General features: G+C 66.6%; 30 protein-coding genes. 3 read left to right on the top strand and 27 right to left on the bottom strand.

All coding sequences use genetic code 11. The annotated features are described in order from the left end of the window. Window positions 1–123: 123 nt before the first annotated feature. The 9 genes from IPP91_10385 to IPP91_10345 all read right to left on the bottom strand — a co-directional run bounded on the left by IPP91_10385 (window position 124) and on the right by IPP91_10345 (window position 8,797). Window positions 124–2,535 (bottom strand): glucan 1,4-alpha-glucosidase, encoded by a 2,412-nt coding sequence (locus tag IPP91_10385; protein MBL0142479.1) that lies wholly within the window; start codon window positions 2,533–2,535, stop codon window positions 124–126. Then, entirely contained in the window at window positions 2,532–3,104 is a 573-nt protein-coding gene (locus IPP91_10380; GenBank protein MBL0142478.1) for an NAD(P)H-dependent oxidoreductase, read from the bottom strand. The genes IPP91_10385 and IPP91_10380 overlap by 4 nt, the downstream gene beginning before the upstream one ends. Window positions 3,105–3,293: 189 nt before the next feature. Then, on the bottom strand, window positions 3,294–4,130 hold the full coding sequence (locus IPP91_10375; GenBank protein MBL0142477.1) for a metallophosphoesterase: 837 nt from the start codon (window positions 4,128–4,130) through the stop codon (window positions 3,294–3,296). A gap of 5 nt (window positions 4,131–4,135) precedes the next feature. Continuing rightward, window positions 4,136–4,555: a zinc-finger domain-containing protein gene (locus IPP91_10370; protein ID MBL0142476.1), complete on the bottom strand. Its 420-nt coding sequence runs from the start codon at window positions 4,553–4,555 to the stop codon at window positions 4,136–4,138. A gap of 68 nt (window positions 4,556–4,623) precedes the next feature. Then, window positions 4,624–4,956 (bottom strand): cupin domain-containing protein, encoded by a 333-nt coding sequence (locus tag IPP91_10365; protein ID MBL0142475.1) that lies wholly within the window; start codon window positions 4,954–4,956, stop codon window positions 4,624–4,626. Between the two features lie 129 nt (window positions 4,957–5,085). Further along, on the bottom strand, window positions 5,086–5,706 hold the full coding sequence (locus IPP91_10360; protein MBL0142474.1) for an ABC transporter ATP-binding protein: 621 nt from the start codon (window positions 5,704–5,706) through the stop codon (window positions 5,086–5,088). 84 nt (window positions 5,707–5,790) lie between these two features. Further along, window positions 5,791–6,984, bottom strand: coding sequence for an ABC transporter permease (locus tag IPP91_10355; GenBank protein MBL0142473.1), 1,194 nt, complete (start codon window positions 6,982–6,984; stop codon window positions 5,791–5,793). After that, window positions 6,981–8,165 (bottom strand): efflux RND transporter periplasmic adaptor subunit, encoded by a 1,185-nt coding sequence (locus IPP91_10350; GenBank protein ID MBL0142472.1) that lies wholly within the window; start codon window positions 8,163–8,165, stop codon window positions 6,981–6,983. The genes IPP91_10355 and IPP91_10350 overlap by 4 nt, the downstream gene beginning before the upstream one ends. Beyond that, a complete protein-coding gene (locus IPP91_10345) occupies window positions 8,162–8,797 on the bottom strand; it encodes a TetR family transcriptional regulator (GenBank protein ID MBL0142471.1) in 636 nt (211 codons plus the stop codon). Before IPP91_10345 ends, IPP91_10350 begins: the two co-directional genes overlap by 4 nt. Window positions 8,798–8,897: 100 nt before the next feature. Here IPP91_10345 and IPP91_10340 point away from each other — a divergent pair, with 100 nt between their 5' ends. The 3 genes from IPP91_10340 to IPP91_10330 all read left to right on the top strand — a co-directional run bounded on the left by IPP91_10340 (window position 8,898) and on the right by IPP91_10330 (window position 10,779). Further along, window positions 8,898–9,503, top strand: a complete 606-nt coding sequence (locus IPP91_10340) for a hypothetical protein (protein ID MBL0142470.1) — start codon at window positions 8,898–8,900, stop codon at window positions 9,501–9,503. Window positions 9,504–9,513: 10 nt separating this feature from the next. After that, window positions 9,514–9,993: a hypothetical protein gene (locus IPP91_10335; protein MBL0142469.1), complete on the top strand. Its 480-nt coding sequence runs from the start codon at window positions 9,514–9,516 to the stop codon at window positions 9,991–9,993. Window positions 9,994–10,062: 69 nt separating this feature from the next. Beyond that, window positions 10,063–10,779 (top strand): hypothetical protein, encoded by a 717-nt coding sequence (locus tag IPP91_10330; GenBank protein ID MBL0142468.1) that lies wholly within the window; start codon window positions 10,063–10,065, stop codon window positions 10,777–10,779. Here the strand turns inward: IPP91_10330 and IPP91_10325 are convergent. The 18 genes from IPP91_10325 to sufC all read right to left on the bottom strand — a co-directional run bounded on the left by IPP91_10325 (window position 10,773) and on the right by sufC (window position 23,466). Continuing rightward, window positions 10,773–10,934: a hypothetical protein gene (locus IPP91_10325; GenBank protein ID MBL0142467.1), complete on the bottom strand. Its 162-nt coding sequence runs from the start codon at window positions 10,932–10,934 to the stop codon at window positions 10,773–10,775. The two genes, IPP91_10330 and IPP91_10325, sit on opposite strands and share 7 nt — an antisense overlap. A gap of 30 nt (window positions 10,935–10,964) precedes the next feature. Then, window positions 10,965–11,204: a hypothetical protein gene (locus IPP91_10320; protein ID MBL0142466.1), complete on the bottom strand. Its 240-nt coding sequence runs from the start codon at window positions 11,202–11,204 to the stop codon at window positions 10,965–10,967. Window positions 11,205–11,269: 65 nt separating this feature from the next. Continuing rightward, window positions 11,270–13,582, bottom strand: a complete 2,313-nt coding sequence (locus IPP91_10315) for a cbb3-type cytochrome c oxidase subunit I (protein MBL0142465.1) — start codon at window positions 13,580–13,582, stop codon at window positions 11,270–11,272. Between the two features lie 384 nt (window positions 13,583–13,966). Beyond that, a complete protein-coding gene (gene trpS, locus IPP91_10310) occupies window positions 13,967–14,980 on the bottom strand; it encodes a tryptophan--tRNA ligase (protein MBL0142464.1) in 1,014 nt (337 codons plus the stop codon). A gap of 58 nt (window positions 14,981–15,038) precedes the next feature. Beyond that, the gene (locus IPP91_10305; GenBank protein ID MBL0142463.1) at window positions 15,039–15,734 is read right to left on the bottom strand and encodes a succinate dehydrogenase iron-sulfur subunit; all 696 of its coding nucleotides are present in this window, start codon (window positions 15,732–15,734) and stop codon (window positions 15,039–15,041) included. A gap of 40 nt (window positions 15,735–15,774) precedes the next feature. Further along, entirely contained in the window at window positions 15,775–16,101 is a 327-nt protein-coding gene (gene sdhD, locus IPP91_10300) for a succinate dehydrogenase, hydrophobic membrane anchor protein (protein MBL0142462.1), read from the bottom strand. 8 nt (window positions 16,102–16,109) lie between these two features. Beyond that, window positions 16,110–16,493: a succinate dehydrogenase, cytochrome b556 subunit gene (sdhC, locus tag IPP91_10295; GenBank protein ID MBL0142461.1), complete on the bottom strand. Its 384-nt coding sequence runs from the start codon at window positions 16,491–16,493 to the stop codon at window positions 16,110–16,112. Then, window positions 16,483–16,665 carry a DUF3330 domain-containing protein gene (locus IPP91_10290; GenBank protein ID MBL0142460.1) on the bottom strand — a complete coding sequence of 61 codons (183 nt, stop codon included), beginning with the start codon at window positions 16,663–16,665 and terminating at the stop codon, window positions 16,483–16,485. Before IPP91_10290 ends, sdhC begins: the two co-directional genes overlap by 11 nt. Window positions 16,666–16,679: 14 nt before the next feature. After that, window positions 16,680–17,237 carry a DUF488 domain-containing protein gene (locus IPP91_10285; protein ID MBL0142459.1) on the bottom strand — a complete coding sequence of 186 codons (558 nt, stop codon included), beginning with the start codon at window positions 17,235–17,237 and terminating at the stop codon, window positions 16,680–16,682. A 112-nt stretch (window positions 17,238–17,349) separates the two neighbouring features. Continuing rightward, window positions 17,350–17,736 (bottom strand): DUF488 domain-containing protein, encoded by a 387-nt coding sequence (locus IPP91_10280; GenBank protein MBL0142458.1) that lies wholly within the window; start codon window positions 17,734–17,736, stop codon window positions 17,350–17,352. A gap of 42 nt (window positions 17,737–17,778) precedes the next feature. Continuing rightward, complete coding sequence (locus tag IPP91_10275; GenBank protein MBL0142457.1) at window positions 17,779–18,270, bottom strand: carboxymuconolactone decarboxylase family protein; 492 nt, start codon at window positions 18,268–18,270, stop codon at window positions 17,779–17,781. Between the two features lie 11 nt (window positions 18,271–18,281). Next, window positions 18,282–18,635, bottom strand: a complete 354-nt coding sequence (locus IPP91_10270; protein ID MBL0142456.1) for a carboxymuconolactone decarboxylase family protein — start codon at window positions 18,633–18,635, stop codon at window positions 18,282–18,284. 14 nt (window positions 18,636–18,649) lie between these two features. After that, window positions 18,650–19,249 (bottom strand): uracil-DNA glycosylase family protein, encoded by a 600-nt coding sequence (locus IPP91_10265; GenBank protein ID MBL0142455.1) that lies wholly within the window; start codon window positions 19,247–19,249, stop codon window positions 18,650–18,652. 46 nt (window positions 19,250–19,295) lie between these two features. After that, window positions 19,296–19,637 carry a DUF59 domain-containing protein gene (locus tag IPP91_10260; protein MBL0142454.1) on the bottom strand — a complete coding sequence of 114 codons (342 nt, stop codon included), beginning with the start codon at window positions 19,635–19,637 and terminating at the stop codon, window positions 19,296–19,298. Between the two features lie 7 nt (window positions 19,638–19,644). After that, complete coding sequence (locus IPP91_10255; protein ID MBL0142453.1) at window positions 19,645–20,094, bottom strand: SUF system NifU family Fe-S cluster assembly protein; 450 nt, start codon at window positions 20,092–20,094, stop codon at window positions 19,645–19,647. After that, entirely contained in the window at window positions 20,091–21,350 is a 1,260-nt protein-coding gene (locus tag IPP91_10250; GenBank protein ID MBL0142452.1) for a cysteine desulfurase, read from the bottom strand. The genes IPP91_10255 and IPP91_10250 overlap by 4 nt, the downstream gene beginning before the upstream one ends. Further along, window positions 21,347–22,678 (bottom strand): Fe-S cluster assembly protein SufD, encoded by a 1,332-nt coding sequence (sufD, locus tag IPP91_10245; GenBank protein MBL0142451.1) that lies wholly within the window; start codon window positions 22,676–22,678, stop codon window positions 21,347–21,349. The genes IPP91_10250 and sufD overlap by 4 nt, the downstream gene beginning before the upstream one ends. Beyond that, entirely contained in the window at window positions 22,675–23,466 is a 792-nt protein-coding gene (sufC, locus tag IPP91_10240) for a Fe-S cluster assembly ATPase SufC (protein ID MBL0142450.1), read from the bottom strand. Before sufC ends, sufD begins: the two co-directional genes overlap by 4 nt. Window positions 23,467–23,486 lie beyond the last annotated feature (20 nt).

Genomic DNA, 23,486 nt, shown 5'->3' with positions numbered 1-23,486 from the left:
CCCTTGCGGCCCCGTATCGGCGTGCCTTCGCCGCCGGATGGACGATCATTGCGCCCTTGACCGATTTCTTCAGAATCCCGATCAGTTCGACGAGACTGCGCGTCGAAAGGCCGCTGCGTCACGTCAGCTCACCAGCACGTCGAAATCGGCACCTTCCCAACGCCCGGCCTGATGCCAGAAAAAGGTGAAGGCAACGACCGCGCCGGGCACCAGCCGTTCGGTGGGCAGATCGACCTTGTGCACGCCCAGGCCGGTGTCTTGCGTCGCCGTGTCGTGCACCGTACGCCAGCCGTCGTCGCTCCAGTGCACGGTCGCGCCAGCAAGTACTTCGATGCGCAGGGTGCGGCCGGCCGCGAACGAACGCGTCTTGTGGTTGAAGCGCCAGAAGCCATGGGCGCATGCCGCCTTGCGCGCGACGTAGCGCTCGAAGGTCTGCGGCGGCATGTCGAACAGCCGTTCCTCGCGCAACGAGCGCGCCAACTTGACATATTCGGCGTGTGCCCACACCAGCGGCATCGCCGAACCCGATGGCCGGCCGAGCCACAGTTCCCTCCGGGCGATATCGGGCGCATCCCAGACCTGCTCCGGCATCATGCCGCCGTCGTTGGCAAACGCCGCCATCGTCCGCATCAGCTTGCGAGCGACATCCGGGCGTCCGGCGGCCAGCTCGTAGTGTGCGCGCTCGCCGGTGAGCAACGGCCACGCGCGGCCGCGGCCGGTGCCATCGAAAGGGGCGCCGTTTTCGTGCTCGCCGTAGCCGTCATCGTTGTAGCGATGCCAGGCCGGGCCGCGCGGCGTTTCCAGCTTGAGAAGCGCGTCGATCACCTTGACGGTATCGACGATGCGCGGATCGCCGGCAGCACGCAGGCCGAAGCGCACCAGCGCCAGCGCGTCGGGGCTGAGAATCTGTTCGGTCGGGGCCACCGCTTCGCCCGGGGGACGGTTCTTGATCGGCACGAAGCCCTCGGCGGGCGACGCCACCGTGCAGACTTCGGGCGGTGCAACGCGCACGTAGTAGCCGTTCACGCCCACCCGCTGCGCAAGCGGCGTCCCGCTGACGTAGGTCCAGCGCTCGATATAGTCGTTCCACACATCGGCCGTTTCCCGCAGATACGCGGCGACACCTGGCTCGCCGCACGCGTCCGCCATCTCGGCCGCCACGAGCAGCGCGGCGATGACCACCGCGAGCGTGAAGGGTGAATAGCCGGCGTCTTCCTCCCAGCGGTCCTGCTGCGTCACGGGGCCGTTGCGCACCAGGAAGCCCGCCGCGCGCCGCGCCATCGGCCATAAGCGCTCCAGGTCCTGCTCGGAGAATGCTCCCTCGCGGTGCGCGAGATCGACAAGAAGGATGGGGAACGCCGCTTCGTCCATCTGGATGCCGTTCCAGTACGGGGTGCCGTCGAGCCACGTGTTCTGCGGCCAGTGGCCGTCGGCCTCCTGGGTGGTCTGCAGATAGCGCACCACCTTTCGTACGTCGTCATGCGCGCCGGCGGCGAGCAGCGCGCCGGCCGACTCCACCAGATCACGCGGCCAGACGAGGTGGTAGCCGCCCAGATCGTCGTCGCTCTTGGTGAAGCCCCACGGGAAAGACAGGCTGGCGATCAGCCCGCCCGGCATGAGCTTCGACTCGTGCGTGCGCAGCACCATCACGCTGACGCGGTACGCGTCGTATCCGGCCGCCGGGTCATCATCGGCGACTTGCAGGCAGCTTCGCTGCCAGTCCTGCCACTGGCGCACGTAGACTTCCTGCGTCGCCTCGAAGCCCTGATTGAGGCTCGCGAGCGCGTGATGGCCGGCCTCGGCCGGGGTCCCGCCGAAGCCAACCGCCAGCACGAAGTGGCCGGCACAGGCCTGCAGGTCGACTTCGCCGATGAGCGCGACGTTGCCGTTTTCGGCGCGGGCGTACTCCCAGCGCATGCGCCGGTGGCGCGCGAGGTCCTGCCAGCCGTCGCTGCGCCCGACGAAACCCGCGGAGCGCCCGCGCCACGGCGCGCTGCACGCGATCGCCAGCGAGTAGCGCTCGCGCTGCGCGAACAGCATCGGCACGCCTTTGTAGTCCCCGAGCCAGGCGGTGTTGCCCCACCCGCGATTGCCGAGGTGCGGCGCGGCAAGGACGTAGAGATGATAGTCGCCGAGAGTGCCGACGAGCGGGACGAAGCGCGTGCGCTGCAGCAGCGCATCTCGCGTCGGATCGGCGAGAATGTCCTTTTCGATGCGGTAGCGCCCTTCGCCGCAGGCATTGCTCAGCCGGTAGAGCGGCACCCCTTTGAACGGGTAGCTGACCTGCGAAGATGCGTGGCGCTTTTCTTCGGAGAAGAACTCGCGGCCGTCGGTGACGATCAGCCCGATGTCGCGTGTGCAGGGCGAGTCGAGGCGCGGATAGTAGATCTCGTTCAGGATGCCGTGGCTCAGCGTGAACCAGACCTGGCTGCCGGGGCCGAGCGACGTACCCACCCCGGTCTTCGCGCTCGAGGTCCAGCGCGGTTCGCTGCCGGGCCAGCCTGGAGCATATTCGGCATTCACCGAATCATTCATTGCCGGTCGGACGGCACGACGCGCTCGATCCAGGCGGCGAACCTGTCCATGAACTTCCTGAGGAATTCGCGCGTCGAGTCGTTGTTCAGCTTTCCGTTCGCCGGATCCAGCAGATCCTGAACCTTGCCGATGTAGGCTTCGGGCTGCTGCAGGGTGGGCATGTCCAGGAAAGTCAGCGACTGGCGCAGGTGATGGTTGGCGCCAAAGCCGCCGATCGCGGCGATCGACGCCGTCACCACGCCGGCCGGCTTGCCGGCCCACTTGTTCTGGCCCGGGGGGCGGGAGGCCACGTCGAGCGCGTTTTTCAGCGCCGCCGGCATCGAGCGGTTGTGCTCCGGGGTCACGAACAACACCGCGTCGGCGCGCGCGATGCGTTCGCGGAACGGCGCGTATTCGGTCGGAGTCGCCTCGTCGTAGTCCTGGCTGTAAAGGGGCAATTGCGCGATCTCGACGATTTCCAGCTTCAGCCGCGCCGGCGCCAGCTCGGCCAGGGCCTGGGCGATCTTGCGGTTGTACGACGCCTTGCGCAGGCTGCCGATGATCACGGCGACGTCATGGGGCTCGTTCATGTTTGTTCGCTCCTTGGGCCATGCTGAGCCGAATCCAGCATGACGTAAAACGAAAGTTATTCGTCTTTTGATCCACCAACGCTCATATCAAGATCGTGTCCCGAGGCGTCGTGTGGCAGTTGAGCGTGAAGCCGGGCTTTCCAGTTCACCCGGCATGTCGTACCTCCCGCCTGCCTCGACACTCCGCGCTCAGATGCGCAGGATGCCCGGGCCGTTCCAGGCAGTGCCTTCCGCCGGATACCCTCGCTGGGCGGACAGCAGACGCACGCCACCCACCTCGACCTCGTGGCTCCAATGGTTGTGGCCGAAGATCCATGCCACGACCTGCGCCCTGGCGGCGGCCGCGATCAGGTCATCGCAGTCGCTGTCGAACGCGGGCGAGAGCGAGGTCGCTCCGTAAGCCGGGTTGCGCGCAGCGGAATGAGGCACGTGGTGCGTCACGACGAGCGTCGGCCCGTCGTGCGGCTCCGACAGCCGCTGCGCCAGCCATCGGCTCGCCAGGCGATGCTCCGCGAGCGCATCCTGCGGCAGGAACCGTGCACCGCCGCGCCGCGTGATCAGCCGGTGGTCCTCGATCGCCTGCTCCGCCTCGTGCATGCCTTTCTCGCGATCCCCCAGTACCGCATAGTCCGTCCACAGCGTCGCGCCCAGAATTCGCAGCGAGCCCGCCGCGCAGGAATGACGGGCCTGCCCCCGGTCGAGCACCGTTACGCCCGCGACCCGCGCGGCCAGGAGGGCTTCGCGCTCGTCATCGAACGACCCGCGATAGTATTCATGGTTGCCGGGCACCACGATCGCGGGGCAGCCCAGATAGGAGGCGGCTTGCTCGGCGTAGCGCAGCGTCGACACATTGCGCCGCGAGTGCATTCTGCCGATATCGCCGGCCAGGACGAGGAGATCCGTCGTCCCGGCAAAGCGCGTGAGATCCGGCCCCAGATCGAGCGGCTGGATGGCAGTCCATCCGGGCCGGCCTTCCTTTTCCCGGATCTCGATGTGAATGTCGCTGAAATAGAGGACTGTCGACACCGTTGTCAGCGCCAATTGCGACCCTTCAGCCAGCGCGTCATCAATTCGGGCGTCGTGTTCCCGGACGCGTCAGCCCACGCATTTGCGTCCGCACGGTGGCCGGCCGTTGGCGCAGCCGATTCCGCGTGTTCCGCATCCGGCTCCAGGAAGTGCTGCCGGTGATGCTGATGCAGGCCACGGGTGTCGAATCCGAATAAATCGACACTGGCACCGAGTCGGTAGCGTGTGCCGCAATACGGGCACATCGCTTCGCGTTGGTTCACGACATCCAGGAAGATTCTCGGGTGTGACGACCACAGCGGCATCCTGGCGTTGGGGCAATGTGCCGGAAGATCGCCCGCAGAGAGCTCGACTACGAGGGAACTCTGCTCACCGGCCACGGTGCTTCCGGGCTTGTGATCCGGAGCAGCCTGATCTGTACGCATCCGCACCTCCGACGATGGCCGATACTGCGAACTCCTCAGCGTCCACGGCGACGAGTCTTGTCGCCGCGTCACTTGCGATGCAACAACACGGTCACGAGCAGCGACGAGTCTTCCCGCGCATTGAGAGCGTGTGGCTCGCCATCCGCCAGGTAGAGCATGCTGCCCGCCACAAGCACCTGCACCCGGCCTTGCGCCTCGAAATCCACGGCGCCCTCCAGGCATTGAATGACCATCAACCCGGACGCAGCGTGCTTGCGAACCGCCTCGCCCGCACGCAGCACGTAACGGAAGATTTCGAGGTGTGTCGTCCTGATCAGCGTTTCCGAGCCCGCATGGCGAAGCCTTTCGCCAAGGGGCAGGACATCGATCAGGTCGCCTGGTGCCGCATGCTGGATCGCCATGAACGCTCCCTCCCAAGGGTTGCCGCAGATCATCTCGTGAAAGCCGGCTTCACGCGGGAATGTCCCTCCGGACATTCCCGTTGCATGAAGTCTTCGACCGTCCTTCGGGCACCAGGTTCGCGCGCTCTGTCAGGCCGCGCGCCCCTCGCCGGCCTCCTCGTAGGTCCGGCCGTCCCGGATGTGATAGATCCGCTTGAATGTCGGAATGATCTTCTCATCGTGCGTGACGACGATGATGGCCGTCCGGAACCGCTGCGCCATCTGGTTCAGGATGCGGATCACGGTCAGCGCCCGCTCGCTGTCCAGCGGCGCTGTGGGCTCGTCCGCGAGGATGATCGGCGGCTCGTTCACCAGAGCGCGTGCGATCGAGACGCGCTGCTGCTCGCCGCCGGAGAGTTGCGCCACCTGCGCCTGCGCGCGATGCCCGACATCCAGTGCCGCGAGCATCTCCCGCGCCCGGTCGCGCGCCTTGCCATTCGGCACGCCGGCGAGCATCGGCAGCAGCGCCACGTTCTCGGTGACGTCCAGGAACGGGATGAGGTAGGGGGCCTGGAACACGAACCCGATGCGGTCGCGGCGCAGCGCCCGCAGATCGGCAACCTTCCAGCCATTGTCATAGATCGTCTCGCCGGCCAGCGCCATCCGGCCCGTCGTGGGCTCGATCACCGCGCCGAGGCATTTGAGCAGCGTGCTCTTGCCGGAGCCGCTGGGGCCGATCAACCCCACCACCTCGCCCGGCTCGATGACCATGTCCACGCCCTTCAGCGCATCGACGGCGGCGTCGCCCTCGCCGTAACGCTTGGTGAGCCCGCCGATTTCGATCGCCGGATTCACCTATCCCCCGATCGCCGCCGCGGGATCCACGCGCAGCGCGGCGCGGATCGCGACAACGCTCGCCAGCGCGCAGATCGCCAGCACGAGCAGCGCGCCGCGCACGGCGTCCCCGGGGAGCAGCAGCACGTACTTGGGAAAGATCGGGGCCCACATCGTCGCGGCGGTGCGCCCGACGATGAAGCCGATCGCGCCCAGGCCGAGCGCCTGCTGCAGGATCATCCCGGCGATGGTGCTGTTGCGCGCGCCGATCAGCTTCAGGACCGCGATTTCGCGCACCTTGTTCAGGGTCATCGTGTAGATGATGAACGCGACGATGGCGGCGCTCACGATCGAGAGGATCACGAGGAACATGAATATCTGCCTTGCCGAGGTGTCGATCAGCTTGGCAACGAGGATCTCGTTCATGTCGGAGCGCGTGTAGGCCTCCAGATGCTTCCAGCGCCGAATCTGGTCCGCCACCTTCATTTCGTCGGCGGAGGGGGCCAGCCGCAGCAGCACGACGTTCACGCTGTGGCTGTTGGACTGGCTGGCCTGCACCGCCTCGAGGAGCCCGGGCACGCCCGGGCGGTTGAATTCGGGATTGGCGGCGGTTCGCGCCCGCTCGTTGACGAGCGCATCGTTGTCCTTGAGGAACTGCACCTCCTGCGCATCCTTGAGCGGCACGAAGATCATCGGGTCCCCGCCCGACGACACCATGCGGCGCGTCAGCCCGACCACCGTGTACTCGTGCCGGCGGATGCGAATGCGTTCGCCGAGCCTCAGGCCGCTTCGCACGTCCGCGATCGCCTCGTAATGCGAGCGCGTGATCGGGCGGCCCGCAACCAGGTAGCCCGGCTCTCCGGGGTGTCCCGGCTCGATGCCGACGAGCATGACGCGCACCTCCCCTGCGTCGTGCTGGATCTGCATGGTGAGGTAAGTGACGTTTCCGGCTTCCGCGACGCCCGGGACCGCGAGGAGCGCCCGATAGGCATCGTCGCGCACGCTCGACGGTTCGGCGTACGGACCCAGCGTATCGCGCTGAACGACCCAGAGATCCGCGCCGCCGATGGCGAGCAACGCCTGCCCGTCGTCGACCAGGCCCCGATAGATCCCCGCCATCGACAGCGTGACGCCGATGAGCAGGCCGAGCCCGACGCCGGTGAACACGAACTTGCCCCATCCGTGCAGGATGTCGCGGGCGGCCAGGTTGATCATGGTGCGGAGCCCACGAGGGCGGAGACGACCTTGACGGTGGCATCCGGCTGCAGTGCCCTGTCGCTGTGCACGGCGACCTCGTCGCCGTCTTCGAGACCATCGAGGATCTGGCTTCGCCCGTCCAGCGTCGTGATGCCGACTTTCACCGGCTGGAACATGGCGCGTTCCTGGCGCACCCGCCAAACGCCGTCCTGCCGGTTGATCCGCTTGACCGCTGCCGTGGGCACGGAGCGAGCGTTGACGAGTTGGTCGATGCCGATCGTCACCTCGACCAGTTCGCCGACCGAGGCGGCTTCGGGCCGGGCGGCGAAGCCCACATTGACGATGCGTTCTTCCGTGACTGCATCGCTCACCCAATCGACGCGCTGCACCTGCCCGCGATAGGTGCGCTTCTGGTCCGAGCGCAGAGCGATCTCCACCGGCTGCCCGACGCGAACACCTCCCGCGTGACCCTGGTCGATGCGCGCCCGGATCCACAGGCTCGCGGGGTCGATGACCTGGAGCACGGCCTGCCCGGCAACCACGGTCGTCCCGGATTCGACGAGGCGCGAGGTCACGATGCCGTCCACCGGGCTCACGAGGCGCGCCTGGGCCCTCAGCTTGCCGGCGCCGGAAACATCGGACAGCGCGCGTTCCCGATCGCGCACCGCCACGGCCAACTGCGCCGCCGCGGCATCGGCCGCCGCATCCGAAGCCGTGGCCTCGTACGCCTTGGCCTCGACCGCCTCCTGACTGATGAATCCCTTCGCACGCAGTTCGACGGAACGCTCGGCACTCACCCGCGCGGTGCGGGAGCGGCTGCGCGCCTCATCCAACTGAGCCTGCGCGGCGCGAATGGCGCTAGTCGCGCGCTCGGCCGCAAGCTGCGCGCTGGTCACGCGGTCCGTGAGGTCCACGGGATCGAGTTCCGCGAGCAATTGCCCCGCCTTGACCGCATCGCCCTGGTCGACCAGGACCCGCAGTACGCGGCTGGCGACCGTGGGGCCGAGCGCATAGGCACGCCGCGCCTCGACGGTGCCGATGCCGAACGTGCTGGCGGTGAGGGTGCCTCGCTCGACTTTCGCCACGGTGACCTTGGTCGACGCGAGCGGTCCCTGGCTCGTCACGAGCCATGCCAGCAGCAGCGCGACGCCGATGCCGACGGCGCCGAGCGCCGCCTTGCGGCCGGGGCGCAAATTCATGGTTTCCTCCGTCCGCGATAACCGTCGACCAGCAGCGGAAGGAGCTTGCGCGCGCGCTGCACCATTCCCGCCTCGTCGCCGGCGAGCGACGACTGGATGACGAGTCCCTGCACCGCGCCGATGAACAGCATGGACGCCAGCGTGGTGTCGAGGCTTGCCGGAAGCTCGTTCGCCGCCTTCGCTTGCGTGAAGAGCTGCCTGAGTCTCTGGCGATACGTCGTGATCATCGCCCGAACCTCGGCACGCACCGGGGAATCGCCCGGGTATTGCATCTCGTGGAACATGACGCGCGGCACGCCCGGATTGGCCGCAATGAAGGCCACGTGGGCGATAAACGCCCGCTCGATCTTCGCCAACGGCGAATCCGCCTTCTCGATTGCCGCCGCGATCGCCGCGCCGAGCGACTCGCGCACCCAGGCAAAGACCGCGAGCCAGATCGCCTCCTTGTCGGGAAAGTGCCGGAATACCGCACCCTGCGTGAGGCCCATCCTGTCGGCGATGGCCTGGGTGGTGATCGTGTCGGGGCCGCGCTCGCGGGCAAGCGCGAGCACGGTGGCGACGATTTCGCGCTGCCGCTGGCTGGTGCTCAGGCGGTGGCGCGGTGCGGCACGGACGGCATTCAGGGTGGCCATGGGGATCCGCGGCTTGACGTTTAGTAAGTAATCGGATACTATCTTATACATGCCGGAAGCATTGCGCAAGCCGGGCGATTCAGGGAAAGGAGGCCGACAAATGCAATTCCCCGCGTTCTTTGACGCCGCGCCGCGGATCACCGTCCGCGACCCGCTGGCCGCATTTCTCGGAGCCGCGCAGGACGGCGTCATCGAATACGGCTATGCCGACGTGGTGAAGCTCGCCGGCCATTCCTGCCCGACCGTGGCGGCGGCATATCTGTCCACCCGCGCCGCGCTCGGCGCCCTCTATCCGAACGCCCTGCCGGAGCGTGGCGGCATTCGGGTCGAACTGCGCGAGCATCGTGAGGAAGGCACCACCGGCGTGGTCGCCAACGTGGTGAGCTTGCTCACGGGCGCGACGCAGGACACCGGTTTCAAGGGCATCGGCGGGAAGTTCGATCGCCGCGACCTGCTCTTCTTCGGCGTCGACATCCCGGGGCAAATCCGGCTTGCGCGTGTCGATACCGGTGCCGCCGTCACGGTGCTCGCTCGCCTGGAGCGCGTGCCGGCGGACCCCCGCATGTCCCCGCTGCTGCAGCGTTGCTTCGCCGCCACGGCCACGGCCGAGGAAGCGGCGCTGTTCCAATCACTCTGGCAAGCCCGCGTGCGCACGCTCCTGATCGAGCACGCCGATGATCCCCAGACCATCGTCATTCACCACTGAGGAGATTTCCATGACTACCCGTCGCAACCTGTTCGCCGCCACTCTTGTCGCTGCACTGACTCTCGGCACGGGCTTTGCCGCCTTCGCAGCCGATTCGCATCAACACGCCTCCGGAGAGCCGGCGAAGCTCGCCCTTGACCACGGAAAGAAATGGGCAACCGACGCGCCGCTTCGCAAGGCGATGGGGGAACTGCGCGCCGCTCTCGCGGCGAAGCACGAAAGCATCCACAAGGGCACGCTGACGCCGGCCGACTACAAGATGCTCGGCACGACGGTCGAAGCGAAGGTTGCCACGATCGTCGCCGAGTGCAAGCTCGAGCCCGCGGCTGACGAGAACCTGCACATCATCGTGGCCGAACTCATCGCGGGGGCGGACGCCATGCAGGGCAAGTCGAAGACCGCACCGGCGGCGGGTGCCGTGCTGGCGGTGCAGACGGTCAACCGTTATGGGGACTACTTCGATCACCCGGGCTGGAAAGCGCTGCGCTGACCGGCATCAAGCTGGTTCCCCGATTTCGTTGCAAAATGCTCACGGCAAGTTGAAGACATGGGAGGCGTTATGACTTGGAATCGGTTAGCGTCGCGACATACGCAACTGCTGCTCGCCATCGTCTTGCTTGGTGCAGAGCGGATTGCCGCGCAGGTATTTGGTGTCAATCTGCTGCCCGGTGGCGGCGCTGAATCCGGGGTGCTGCTGTTCTGGGGGCTCGCCCATTGTGACACCCTGGACGGGCCGCTGGTGGCGCTCGCGAAGAAGGCCGTCGAGGAAAAGAACCTGAACCTGGTGCTCCCGTGGGTGCGTCCGGAAGACGAGCCCGAAGTCCGGCATGCGTTCGATCACGCACAGGCGGTTCGCGATCTCGGCCCAAAAGCGCGCTCGCTGGCCGATCGGCACTTCTTCGAAACACTTGTGCGCATCCATCGGGCCGGGGAAGGCGCCCCCTTTACGGGGCTGAAGCCAGCGGGTCTTGACCTGGGGCCTGCAGTACCGGCCGCGGATCGCGCGCTAAAATCCGGCTCGGTCGACGCGGTGATTGAGCTTCTGGCAGATGCGGTGAGCACCGGCGTGCGCGCGCGCTTTCGCGCGGCGACGGAGAAGCAGGCCTTCGATCCGAACGACGTGGCTGCGGGCCGCAAATATGTCGAAGCGTATGTGCCGTACGTCCACTACGTCGAACGGCTGTGGGACGCAGCGACCACGGGGATCCACGGCCATTACCCCGAGCGTGAACCGCAATCACATGAGGGCGAACACGCCGCCGCGCATCATCACTGAGCGAGGCTCAGGGCCGCGTCGCGTTGCGTCGGTTCGGGGGCCACTTGTACGAAGCAGTAACCGGGAAGGGCCTCGTCGTGAACTCTGCGGTGGACCTCGTTGGCGATCCGATCGGCTTCCCGGACTGCCATTTCCGGCGCAAGCTCGACGATCATCCCGGCGTGCACCGTGTACGGGCCCACAAACTAAACGCGCAGGTTACAAACCCCCCGGACTCCCGGAACGGACCACGCCGCTGATTGGACGCGCTGCAGACATTCCGAGCCGGGCGAGCGTCCAAACAGGAATCTCGCACGGGCACGCAGCTTGAGCAATGGCACGGCCATCGCGACCATCGAGGCGACAACGACGACGCCGGAGTTGAGGGCGTACACCACCACCAGGCGCAGCGCGTCGACGTCCTTCGATACCTTTAGGTCATCCATCGTCACGAAGGGAATCCGGAGGCGTCTACAGCTTTGCGGAATATTACGGCAGCGCGGTCCCCCGCTCAGCCGGCGCGCGAATTCAAGCCCGTCGCCGTGGCGCGCACCCCGAGATAGCCCTTGATCGAAGCGATCACCAGGGGCACGGCACCGAACACGATGAATACCACGTCGCCCGGCATCCGCAGCCATTCGATCAGACGCGAGCGATCGCTGCCGGTGTATTCAAGGCTGCGCGCGTGCCAGTACCCGTGCTGGACCACGTCCCAGAGCTGCAGCACGCCGCCAGGGAACAGGCTCATCGCCACCATCAGCGCCAGGCCGGCGTTGGTGCCCCAAAAGGCAACCTTGACGTACTTTTCGATGCCAACCCAGTGCGCATCGTCGCTGGCCTGGCGCAGCACGAACACCATCAGCGCGATCGCCAGCATGCCGAAGACTCCCATCATCGCGGCGTGGCCATGGTTCGGGGTCAAGAGCGTGCCGACCTCGTAATAGCTGACGATCGGCAGGTTGATGAGAAACCCGAAAATTCCCGCACCGACGAAGTTCCAGAAGCCGACCGCCATCAGGAAGTAGAACGTCCATTTGTGCGGTGTTGTCACCGCTTTCCCGCACACGTCGCATTCGCCGCGCGTCGTGCGCACGAAGTCCCAGGCGTCCAGCGTGAGCAGGGTCAGCGGGACGACCTCGAGAACGGAGAACAGCGCCGATAACGCCATGTTGACGTTGGTGTGGCCAGTGAAATACCAATGGTGGCCGGTGCCCATGAGCCCGCCGAGGAAATACAGGATGGCGTCGAGATAGATCACCCGCAGCGCGACGCTTAGGCGGGTCAGGCCGAGTTGATGGAACGTCAGCGCCACAACCGTCGTGGCGAAGAACTCGAAGAACCCCTCCACCCACAGGTGGATGATCCAGAAGCGCCACGTATCGACTACCGTGAAGTTGGTCCTGGCGCCATAAAGCAAGGCGGGGACGTAAAACACCGGAATGGCCAGCGCGGCCAGCATGAACATCCTGACCAGGGGCTTGGCCGCCGGATCGGCCAACGTGCGCGGCTGCACCAGTCTCCACAACAGGACAAACCAGAGCAGCAGCCCGACGACCAGCAGGAACTGCCACAGGCGGCCGAGCTCCAGGTACTCCCAACCCTGGTCACCAAGCCAGAACCACCAGCGGCCAAGCCGTTGCGAGATGCCCAGCCACTCGCCCAGCAGGCTCCCCACGATCACCACGGTGAATGCCGTGAACAGCACGTGTGTCCAGCCGGCGAACCAGCGCGGCTCGTCGGCGCGCACCGCGCGACCGAGAAAAAGCGCCGCCGCTACATAGGCGGTTGCGATCCAGAAGATCGCCAGCTGCAGGTGCCAGGTCCGCATCAGGTTGCTTGGAAAGATGCGCTCGAGATCGAAGCCGTAAAAGCTGCCTGGGTCGGCGCGGTAATGTGCGGTGGCGCCGCCAACCAGTGTCTGCGCCAGAAACAGCAGCGCCACGACCACGAAGAACTTGACCAATGCCTTCTGCCCCCGGCTGGCTTGCCCCGGCAGCAGTTGCGGATGCACGTGATGGCCGCGAGTGATCCAACCGAGGTGATCGAATTTCCCGAAGCTCACGAGCACGACCCCAATGCCGACCAGCAGCACGATCAGGCTCAGTGCGCTCCACAACAGCGCGCCGGACGTCGCCTGATTGCCCACGCTCGGGTCGTAAGGGAAATTGTTGGTGTAGGAATAGTCCTCGCCGGGCCGGGCGGCCACCGACGCCCAGGCCGCCCAGGTGACGAAAGCCGAAAGCTGGTGCAGTTCGACAGGATCGGTGATGAGATTGCGCGCCAGGCCGCCATTGCGTGACGGATGCTGGAAGTAATCGCGCCAGTAGCCGATCTGCTGGCGAAACGCGACCGCTTGCGGCATCGTCAGGTGCAGGGTATCCCTGGCCGCATCGTATCGATTGGTCTTGAGGTCCACGGCAGTTTCGGCGTGCACTGCCGCCTGCTGCGAGAGTGACAATGCCGCCAGGGAGACGTGGAATTGTTGCAGAGCGATCGCTTCGGCGGTGTCCTCGCCCATTCGATGCAGGGCCTGCGCCGAGTAATCGGGCCCCAGGTACGCGCCATGACCCCAGATGCTTCCGTTGTCCATCAGGCCATACTTGAGAAATACCGCCTGGCCGTCGCTGACATCGTCGCCGCTGAACAGATCGACACCTTGCGCGTCGACGACCCGCGCCGGGATCGGCGGGGCGTTCCGGTAGGCAAGCAGGGTGATCGTGATGAGGCCGGCAAAGCCGAGCGCCATCACGAACACGACGGCGCGAATCCACCAGGGCGAAAGCGCCTCGTCTTCTTCGGTTGGCGATTGTGCAGCGTCATTCATGATCGGCTTTCTCCGTCTGCTTCTCTCGTGGTCCGACATCGCCTGCGCGAGCATCGGGAAACCCTGCTGGCGCTTCCGGGAAATGGGACGACGAAGCCGCCCCGGCCAGCGGGCACCGCGGACGGCGCCGTCTATCGCGCGGCCATCGACTGCGCGTCCTCCGGCGGACTTGTGTCAGGCACAGGAGTGACCGGGCCGCGCATGGGCGTCACCGCAGGGGGGTCGCTGGCGGGAAAGCTTTCCCGGCCGGCTTCATCCAGCAACTCGTCGACATGCTCGGCCGGTGGTGGGGGCTGGGGTTGGATAGTCATCGCATGGTCACCTGTTGTCCGTCTCATTTCTCCGACATTGGAGTCTTGACGCATCCGCGCGGTTCCGGCCCGCTTACGTGAAATAGGCGAGACCCAGGGCGCGCTTGACTTGTGCGATGGTCGCCGCCGCCACGCTCCTGGCGCATTCCGTACCCCGCTTCAGGATGATCATGACTTCGCCGCGGTCGCTCGCCAGGCGCTGCCGCCGAAGGCGTATGGGCTCGATGATTTCCTGAAGCCGCTCCTCGAGCAACCGCTTGAGCGTGCTGTCGGCGAGGCCGCCTTCCCGGTATCGACGCTTGAGAGCCGCGAGCTGCCGCGTATCGGGCTCGAAGGCATCCAGAAAGGCGAAGACGACGTTGCCTTCGACCCGACCCGGATCGTCCACCCGCAGGTGTCCCGGGTCGGTGTACATGCGCTTCACGGCCCTGCGGATCTCGTCGGGTCCGGCGCTCAAGGCGATCGCGTTGTCCATGGACTTGCTCATCTTCGCTTTCCCGTCGATGCCGGGAAGCCGGCCGACGGGCGACAGCAGGGCCCTGCACTCGACGAGCACGTCCTGGCTCACGCTGGCGTTGAAGCTGCGCACGAGCTCGTTCGTCTGCTCGATCATGGGCAGCTGGTCTTCACCGACGGGAACGAGGGTGGCCTTGAACGCCGTGATGTCCGCCGCCTGGCTGACGGGGTAGACGAGGAAGCCGGCAGGAATGTCGCGCTCGAATCCGCGAAGTCGAATCTCTTCCTTGATCGTGGGGTTGCGCTCCAGCCGGGCCAGCGTCACGAGGTTCATGAGCAGCATGGACAGCTCGGCAAGCTCGGGGACTTGCGACTGGATGAACATGGTGGACCTGGCCGGATCGATGCCGACCGCCAGATAATCCATGGCCACCTCGATGACGTTCCCGCTGACCTCGGCATGTCGTCCGACGTGGTCGGTCAAGGCCTGCGTGTCGGCAAGAAGAACGTACTGCTCGGCCTCGTCTTGCAGCTCGAGGCGTGCTTTCAGGGAGCCCGCGTAGTGCCCGAGATGCAGCGGGCCGGTGGTCCGGTCTCCCGTCAGCACGACCGGCCTGGCCGGGCTTGCCATCATCGCGCCGCCTTCGAGCGCTGCACTTCGTGGCCATGGTGTGTGGCGAGCCCAGGCATTACAGCGACTCCCTCGCCATCATCAGCCTGATCTTCTCGATGGCGCGGGACGGGGCCAGGCCCCTGGGGCACACCTCGGTGCAGTTCATGATCGAGCGACAGCGGAACAGCCGATAGACGTCGTTCAGATCATCGAGCCTTTCCTTCGTGGCGCGATCCCGGCTGTCCACGATGAAGCGTTCGGCCTGCAAAAGACCCGCCGGCCCGACGAATTTGTCCGGATTCCACCAGGACGACGGGCATTGGCTCGTGCAGCACGCACACAGGATGCACTCGTACAGCCCGTCGAGCCTGGCGCGATCCTCCGGCGACTGCAGGCGCTCCTTTTCCGGGGCAGGTTCATCGTTGATCAGGTAAGGCCTGATGGAATGGTACTGCTCGAAGAACCGCGTCATGTCGACCACGAGGTCGCGGATGACCGGGAAGCTCGGCAGCGGGCGCAGTATCACCGGCTCCTTCAGGCCCTTGACGGGGGTGATGCAAGCCAGTCCATTGCGGCCGTTGATATTGATCGCATCGGAGCCGCACACGCCTTCACGGCAGGATTTCCTGATGGTGAGCGAATCATCCTGAATCCTGATGCGCAGGATGACATCCAGGAGTATCCGGTCGGTCGCCTGCAGCTCGACCTCGTAGTCCTGCATGTACGGCTTTTCGTCGCGTTCCGGATTGAAGCGAAAAATAGACAGTTTCACCGGGGTCTCCCGTTCCTTGCCGTGGGCTCTGGCGCTCGTCTCAGCGATGCGCCATCAGCAGGATTCGAATGGTCCATGCGCCCATCCCCGCCAGACAGGCGCTCAGCAATGCAAGCATGGCGAAGCGGATGGCAATCGAATGGACGTAGTCCATGAGCACGTCCCGAAGCCCCACCCAGGCATGCGCCAGCAAGGCAATCCAGAAGACCGACGCGGCAATGCTCACGCCCCTGCCCGACACCCAGTCGTGCCATGCCACGTACGAGGTGGGCGGATCGACGAGGAAATGGACAAGCACGAACACGATGAAGACGAGCGAGTAGACCGCACTGGCGCGCTGCACGAGCCAGGCTCCCAGACCGGTCACGGGCCTTTTCATGGCAGGGCTGCGGCGGCAAGCAAGGCGATGGCGATACCGCCGACGTTCACGATCCACGCGCTGCGACGTGCGTCGGCCAGGCGTGAGCCGATGTCCACGTCCATGAGGAGGTGGCGTACCCCTGCCAGCAGATGGTGCGCCAGCGCCCAGGCCAGCATCACGGTGCCCAGGCGCAAGGGCACGCTCGACGCCGCCGCGGCCACCACCGCGTATCCCCGGGGATCCTGCAATGACAGATCGAGCGCGTAAACGGCGAACGGAAGACCGACCGCAAGGATCACGCCCGCCACCCGATGGGCGATGGAAGCCAGCGCACCCACCGGAAGCGAGATCTGTGCGAGGTTGAAAAAGACCGGCCGTCGCTTGCCCTCAGTGCCCATCGCGCCCTTTCACGTCCGGATCGCACTGCGCGTGCTCCTCACCTCTCCAGATCGCGTAGCAGTGCAGGCCGCAGAAGTGGAATACATAGTCGTCCGCCTCGCCGCCCACGGCCAGCGAACGCGGCGCCTCCCGTCGACAGACCGAGCAGAAGATCCGAGGTTCACCGGGGATTCGTTTCGCCTCGTTCAAGGCCGGGCTTCCACGCTCACGTTTGCGGGATAGGTGATCGCGGTCCCATCCACCGCCGCGAAGGATGTCATCACGTGCCTGTCGAGCCGCGTTCGCGACACGATCTCCTCGACCACGATACCGCGTGCCACGAGAGCATCGGCTATCAGCGAGCGATGGCAGCGCCACGGCACGGCCTCCGCGCACATGAGCGCGACGCGATCGCGACCGGACCTGTCGATGAGGTCCTCCAGGTTGTCGGCGAAGGCGGTGGTCTGCATGTAGTCCGCGTAGCCGCGAAACGAGAGGTTGCGCCAACCCTCGTTGGACGATCGCGCGACCGGACGGCGAAAGCCCCCGAGGCCCGGTGCGTGCGCGTACGCGATACCCGCGCCCTGGAGCGCCGGCGAAAGCGCGTCGCCATTGAACTGCGGGTTGTGCCGCGAGCGCGGAACGCTGCGCACATCGACCACGCACGTGACCGCATGCGCCTGGAGCAGGCCGACGAATTCCTCCAGTGAGCGCGTCGAATGGCCGATGGTAAGCACCGTGCCCCGAGTATCCGGATTCAGCATTGCCAGGCGCCCTTCTGACCGCCGTGATCACGCAGCTTCGCGCGCACGACGGACGTATCCTCCGGGTGAGTATATTCCCGTGGCGACCACCACCGAAGCGCAGCCCCTGCGCTCACGGATCCGACGGTTCGCCGCCGAGCAGAACCATGCGCAACACGACGGCGTCGTTGTGCTCTTCGTCACGGGCGCCGAAGACCAGCGTGACCGGCGCCTTGCGCGCGAGCGCCCGCAACCGCTCGATCTCGTCCGTGTGGCTATCCAGCTCCCGGGCATACCGGCGCCGGAACTCGGGCCATCGCCCGGGATCGTGACCGAACCACTTGCGCAGCTCCGTGCTGGGCGCGATTTCCTTCACCCAGCCGTCGAGCGCGGCGTCTTCCTTGCGCACGCCGCGCGGCCACAGCCGGTCGACGAGAATGCGCGTGCCGTCCGAGGACGCGGGCGGCTCGTACGCCCGCTTCAGCCGAACGTTGGCAGGGGGAATAGGCTTCGTTCGCATTCAGGCGATCTCCGGCAGGACGACGTGTGCCATCGCCATGGCTCAGACGGCGCGGGAACCCGGGGCACGACCCGGATCGGGCGGCCGCGGCTGATAGCTGCCCGGCACGCTGGCGAACGCAACCGAGAGCCGGTTCCACCCGTTGATCGCCACGATGGCGAGCGTCAGGTCGACGAGTTCCCTGTCACTGAACTGCGCCTTCGCCGCGGCGAACTGGGAGTCCGAAACGCCATGCTCCGCGATGCGGGTAAGGGCCTCGGTCCACGCGAGCGCCGCGCGCTCGCGCCCGGAATAGAAGGGCGTCTCGTGCCAGGCGGACAGGGCGTACAGGCGCTGCTCCGTCTCGCCGTTGGCGCGGGCATCCTTCGTGTGCATGTCGATGCAGTACGCGCAGCCATTGATCTGGGAAGCGCGCGTCTTCACGAGTTCGAGCAGCGACTCGTCCAGGCCGCTTGCGCGCACGTAGGCTTCGAGTCCACGCATCGCGGCGGCGCCTTCGGGCGCGGCGGTGAAATAGTTCAGGCGTGCCGGCATCGTGCCCCCGCTCAGTCGTGGCCGCCGGAGCGGCCGGCCACCTGATTCATCGCGTCGATCGCGATGGCGGCATGCGCGTAGGCGGCGCCGGCCCGCATCTCGGCGGCGACCCAGATCGCCTCCATGATTTCCTGCTCGGTCGCGCCGTTCTTCAGGGCGAGTTCCGAGTGGCCCCGGATGCAATAGGGGCATTGGGTCACGTGCGCCACCGCGACCGCAATGAGCTGCTTGGTCTTCGACGGCAGCGCGCCATCGGCGAATACACGCTTGCCGAACTCCCGGAAAGCGCCGTAGACGTCCGGCGCCAGCTCTCTTCGCTTCTGCGCCAGTTCCTTCGTGGTGTCGGGATACATCGGGTGTTCCATGTCGAGCACTCCTTTCAGGATTCCATGACCGCGCGGACCCGGGCGCGCAACTCCGGAACCAGCTGCCGCTCGAACCAGGGGTGGCGCTGGAGCCACGGCGTGTTGCGCGGCGACGGATGAGGCAACGGCAGGTATTGCGGCGCGTAATCGCTCCACGAACGCACTGTCTGCGCGAGTGTAGCCCTGCGATGCTTGCCGAGGAAGTGACGCTGGGCGTATTGCCCGACGAGCAAGGTGAGTTCGACGCGCGGCAGGCGGGCGAGCAACTTGTCCATCCATAGCGGCGCGCATTCGGGACGCGGCGGCCGGTCACCGCTGCGGCCGCGACCGGGATAGCAGAAGCCCATCGGAACGATCGCGACGCGCGAGGCGTCGCGGAACGTCTCTTCGTCCATGCCGAGCCACGCACGCAGGCGTACTCCGCTCGCGTCGTCCCACGGGATGCCCGTGGCATGGACGCGGGCTCCTGGTGCCTGTCCGACCACGAGAATGCGCGCCGTCTCGCCCGCGCGCAGCACCGGGCGGGGCCCCAACGGCAGGTGCGCGGCGCACACACGGCAGGAGCGCACCGCGACAAGCAGCGCGTCCAGGCTCCGGAATCCGGCCTCATCCATGGCGAAGCAAGGCCTGCAACAGGTGATCCATGGACGGTCGGCCCATTTAGATGAGGCCCAACTGCAATTTCACGTCCTCGGTGAGCAGGTCCGGGCTCCACTGCGGCTCCCAGACGAGCTCGACGTTCGCCGCGGTGACCCCCGGCACTTCCTCGAGCCTCACCTCGACCTCGCTCGGCAGCGACCCGGCGACAGGGCAGCCGGGTGCGGTGAGCGTCATCCGGATCTCGACCTTGCCTTCGGCGTCGACATCGATGCCATAGACCAGTCCGAGATCGTAGATGTTGACCGGAATCTCGGGGTCGAAGACGGTGCGCAGGGCGGCGACCACACCTTCGCGAACGGCCTCGGAGGGTGCCACGGCAGTGGCGTGCAATTCGTTCGTCATCGCCTCCTCACTCGGTGGAAACCGGCGCCGGCCGGTCATGCAGCGCCGCCTGCAAGGCATGCCATGCGAGCGTGGCGCACTTCACCCGCACCGGGAATTCGCGCACGCCGGCGAGCGCCTCGAGCTTGCCGAGTTCCGGATGCGGCGCAGGCGACGCACCGGTCACCATGCGGTGGAACCCGTCGAGTAGGTCTTTTGCCTCCGCGACCCGCTTTCCCTTCAGCGCTTCGGTCATCAGCGAAGCGGACGCGGTCGCGATCGCGCATCCCTCGCCCTCGAAGGTGGCGTCCCGGATGACCCCATCCGCGACATCCAGGTGGACCGCGACATGGTCACCGCACAGCGGGTTGTGCCCTTCGGCCGTATGGCTCGCCCCCGGGAGAGCGCGCCGGTTGCGCGGCTTCCTGTAGTGGTCGAAGACGATGTCCTGGTAGAGCTCGCGCAATGCGTCGGTCATCGGAACATCCTGCGCGCCTGGTCGACTCCCGCCACCAGCGCATCCACTTCGTCTCGCGTGTTGTAGAACGCAAACGACGCACGGGCCGTGCCGCCAATGCCGAACCGTTGCATCACCGGCATGGCGCAGTGATGCCCCGCTCGTATCGCCACCCCGGCCTGGTCGAGAATGGTGCCGATGTCGTGCGGATGCACGCCATCGAGCGTGAAGGACACGATGCTCGCCTTGTCCGGCGCGGTCCCGATGATGCGCAGGCCGGGAATGGCCGCGAGCCCCCGTGTCGCGCGCGCCACCAGGTCTCGTTCGTGGGCGCCGATCGCGTCCAGTCCGATAGTCGATACGTAGTCGAGCGCCGCGCCCAGCCCGATCGCGCCCGCGATGTTCGGCGTGCCCGCCTCGAAGCGGTAGGGGATTTCCGCGAACTCGGTCTTCTCGAAGGTGACCGTGCGGATCATGTCGCCCCCGCCCTGGTACGGCGACATCGACCGCAGCCGGTCAGCCCGGCCATAGAGCGCGCCGATTCCGGTTGGTCCGAAGACCTTGTGCCCCGAGAAGGCATAGAAATCGCAACCGAGCGCGCGCACGTCGACGGCAAGGTGGGAGATCGCCTGTGCCCCGTCGAGCAGCACCGGAATGCCCCTGTCGTGTGCCAGCTCGACGATGCGCCGTGCCGGGGCAATCGTGCCGAGCGCGTTGGACAGGTGGGTCACCGCGACGAGCCGCGTGCGCGGGCCGAGCATCGCCTCGTAGGCATCCAGCAGGAATGCACCCTCGTTGTCGATGGGGACGACCTTGAGCCTGGCCCCCGTGGCCTCGCATACGAGCTGCCACGGGACGATGTTGGAGTGATGCTCCATGGCGCTCACGACGATCTCGTCGCCGGGAGCCAGGCGCGGCCGCGCGAAGCTCTGTGCAACCAGGTTGATGGCCTCCGTGGTGCCGCGCACGAACACGATTTCCCCGGCCTCCCCGGCATTGAGGAAGCGCTGCACCTTGCCACGCGCGCACTCGTAGGCGTGCGTCGCGCGCTGGCTCAGGGTATGCACGCCGCGGTGCACGTTGGCATTGTCGCGTGCGTAGTAACCGGTCAGCGCGTCGAGGACGACCTGCGGCTTCTGGGTCGTGGCTGCGTTGTCGAGATAGGCGAGGGGCCTGCCATGGACGCGCTCGGCCAGGATGGGAAAATCCTCGCGCCAACGCCGCACGCCTGGGGCCGCGCCTGCGATCCGGGTGACGGACGCGGAAGCGGGGTTCATGCGTACGCTCCGAGGGCCATTGCGCCGGGCAGGCGCGCGACAACCAGCTGCTCCAGGTGGGCCCGCAGGGGCGCTGCGCGAACGCGCTCGATCGTGTCGCGGGCGAACGCCTGGGTGAGAACGCTACGCGCCACCGCATCTTCCAGGCCGCGGGAGCGCAGGTAGAAGACCTGCGCCTCGTCCAGTTGCCCGACGGTGGCCCCGTGCGTGCATTTCACGTCGTCGGCGTAGATCTCGAGCTGGGGTTTCGTGTCGATTTCGGCGTCCCTGGAGAGCAGCAGGTTGTCGTTGGCCTGGTGCGCATCCGTTCGCTGCGCCCCCGGGCGAACGACCACCCGGCCGTTGAAGACGCCTCGGGACGCGCCGTCGAGGATCCCCCGGTAGTGTTCACGGCTCGTTCCCCCCGGCCGGGCGTGGTCGATCAGGGTGTGGTGATCGACGTGCTGCCTGCCGCCGGCCAGGTACAGGCCGTTCAGCTCCGCGATAGCCGCCTCCGCATCCAGTGACGACGTGATGTCGGTTCGCGCCAGACGCCCGCCGAGGCTGACCGAATGCGAGGCAAGCCGGCTCATGCGCCCCTGCACCGCGTGAATGCCGGCGATGTGTATGGCTTCGGGGGCCTGGCGGTTCAGCTTGCAGTGCTCGATCGCGGCATCGCGGCCCACGACGATCCGGGTGACGGCGTTGGTGAAGCTTGCGACCCCGTCCGGGTCGGCATAGTGCTCGATCACGGTGGCCTGCGCGCCCTCTTCCGCCACGATCAGGTTGCGCGGATGGATGGCTGCGCCCTGGGCGGTGGCGATGTACAGCAGGTGGATGGGCTCGACCACCTCGACGCCGCGCGGCACGTGTATCCAGGCGCCGTCGGACATGAACGCGGTATTGAGCTCACCGAGAATCGTCTGGTGCGCGCCGTCGAGCAGGAACTCCTCGAGAGCGGCTGGCGTGCTCTCCAGCGCATCGGCCAGGCTTGCGACGGCAACGCCCGCCGGAAGCGATCCGAGGCGGGACAGTCCGCGGTGGTGGCGGCCATCGACGAAGACAAGCAGGTGCCCCTGCAGGCCGTCGGGCGCAAGCGCCGCGATCTGAGCCGGCGTGACTAAGCTATCGGCCGTGCCGCCCGGCAGGGCGAGAAACGCCTGCTTCTCCAGGAGGGCGAGGCTGGTGTATTTCCAGTCCTCGTCCTTCAGGGTGGGAAGCCCGCTCGCGGCGAACCGATCGAGCGCGGCATGGCGCGCCCGCGAAACCCACGGCTGCCGCGCTCCCGGCAGCGCCGTCACGACGCGCCGGAAATCAGCGACGAAGCGATCGCGGCTCTCGGTGTTCATCGCACGACCGCCTCCTGCGAGGGTGCCCGGGTCGCGCGCGCGGCCGCGCCCGGGTCGAGCCAGCCATATCCGCGCTCCTCGAGTTCCAGGGCGAGGTCCCTGCCGCCCGATTTCACGATGCGCCCGCCGGAAAGCACGTGAACGAAGTCCGGCACGACATGGTCGAGGAGCCGCTGGTAATGGGTCACGAGTATCATCGCGCGATCGGCGTTGCGCATCGCATTGATGCCGTCGGCGACGACCTGCAGCGCATCGATGTCCAGGCCGGAATCGGTCTCGTCGAGAATCGCGAGCCTGGGCTCCAGCAGCGACATCTGGAGGATCTCGTTGCGCTTCTTTTCCCCGCCCGAGAAGCCCTCGTTGACCGCCCGGTAGAGCAGGTCGTCGGCCATCCCCATGTGCGCGAGCTTGCGCCGGACGAGGGTGAGGAACTCCTGGGCGTCGAGTTCCGCAAGGCCGCGGTGGGAGCGCACGGCGTTCATCGCGGCCTTCAGCAGGTGGGCGTTGCTCACGCCGGGAATCTCGACGGGGTACTGGAAGGCGAGGAAGACTCCTTCCCGCGCGCGCTCCTCGGCAGGCATGGCGAGCAGGTCCCGCCCCAGGTAGCGCACTTCGCCGCCGGTCACCTCGAAGCCGTCGCGGCCGGCCAGCACCTGCGCGAGCGTGCTCTTTCCCGATCCATTGGGGCCCATGATCGCGTGCACCTCACCGCCCCTGACCGCGAGGTCTATGCCATTGAGGATCGGCTTGCGTTCCACGCTCACCTGCAGATTCCTGATTTCCAGCATGTCCCTTCTCCTTTCGGATG

Source organism: Betaproteobacteria bacterium, assembly GCA_016720855.1.
Classification (GTDB): domain Bacteria; phylum Pseudomonadota; class Gammaproteobacteria; order Burkholderiales; family Usitatibacteraceae; genus FEB-7.
Note: the sequence above shows the minus strand (reverse complement) of the source record. Positions and strands in the feature narration are given on the sequence as shown.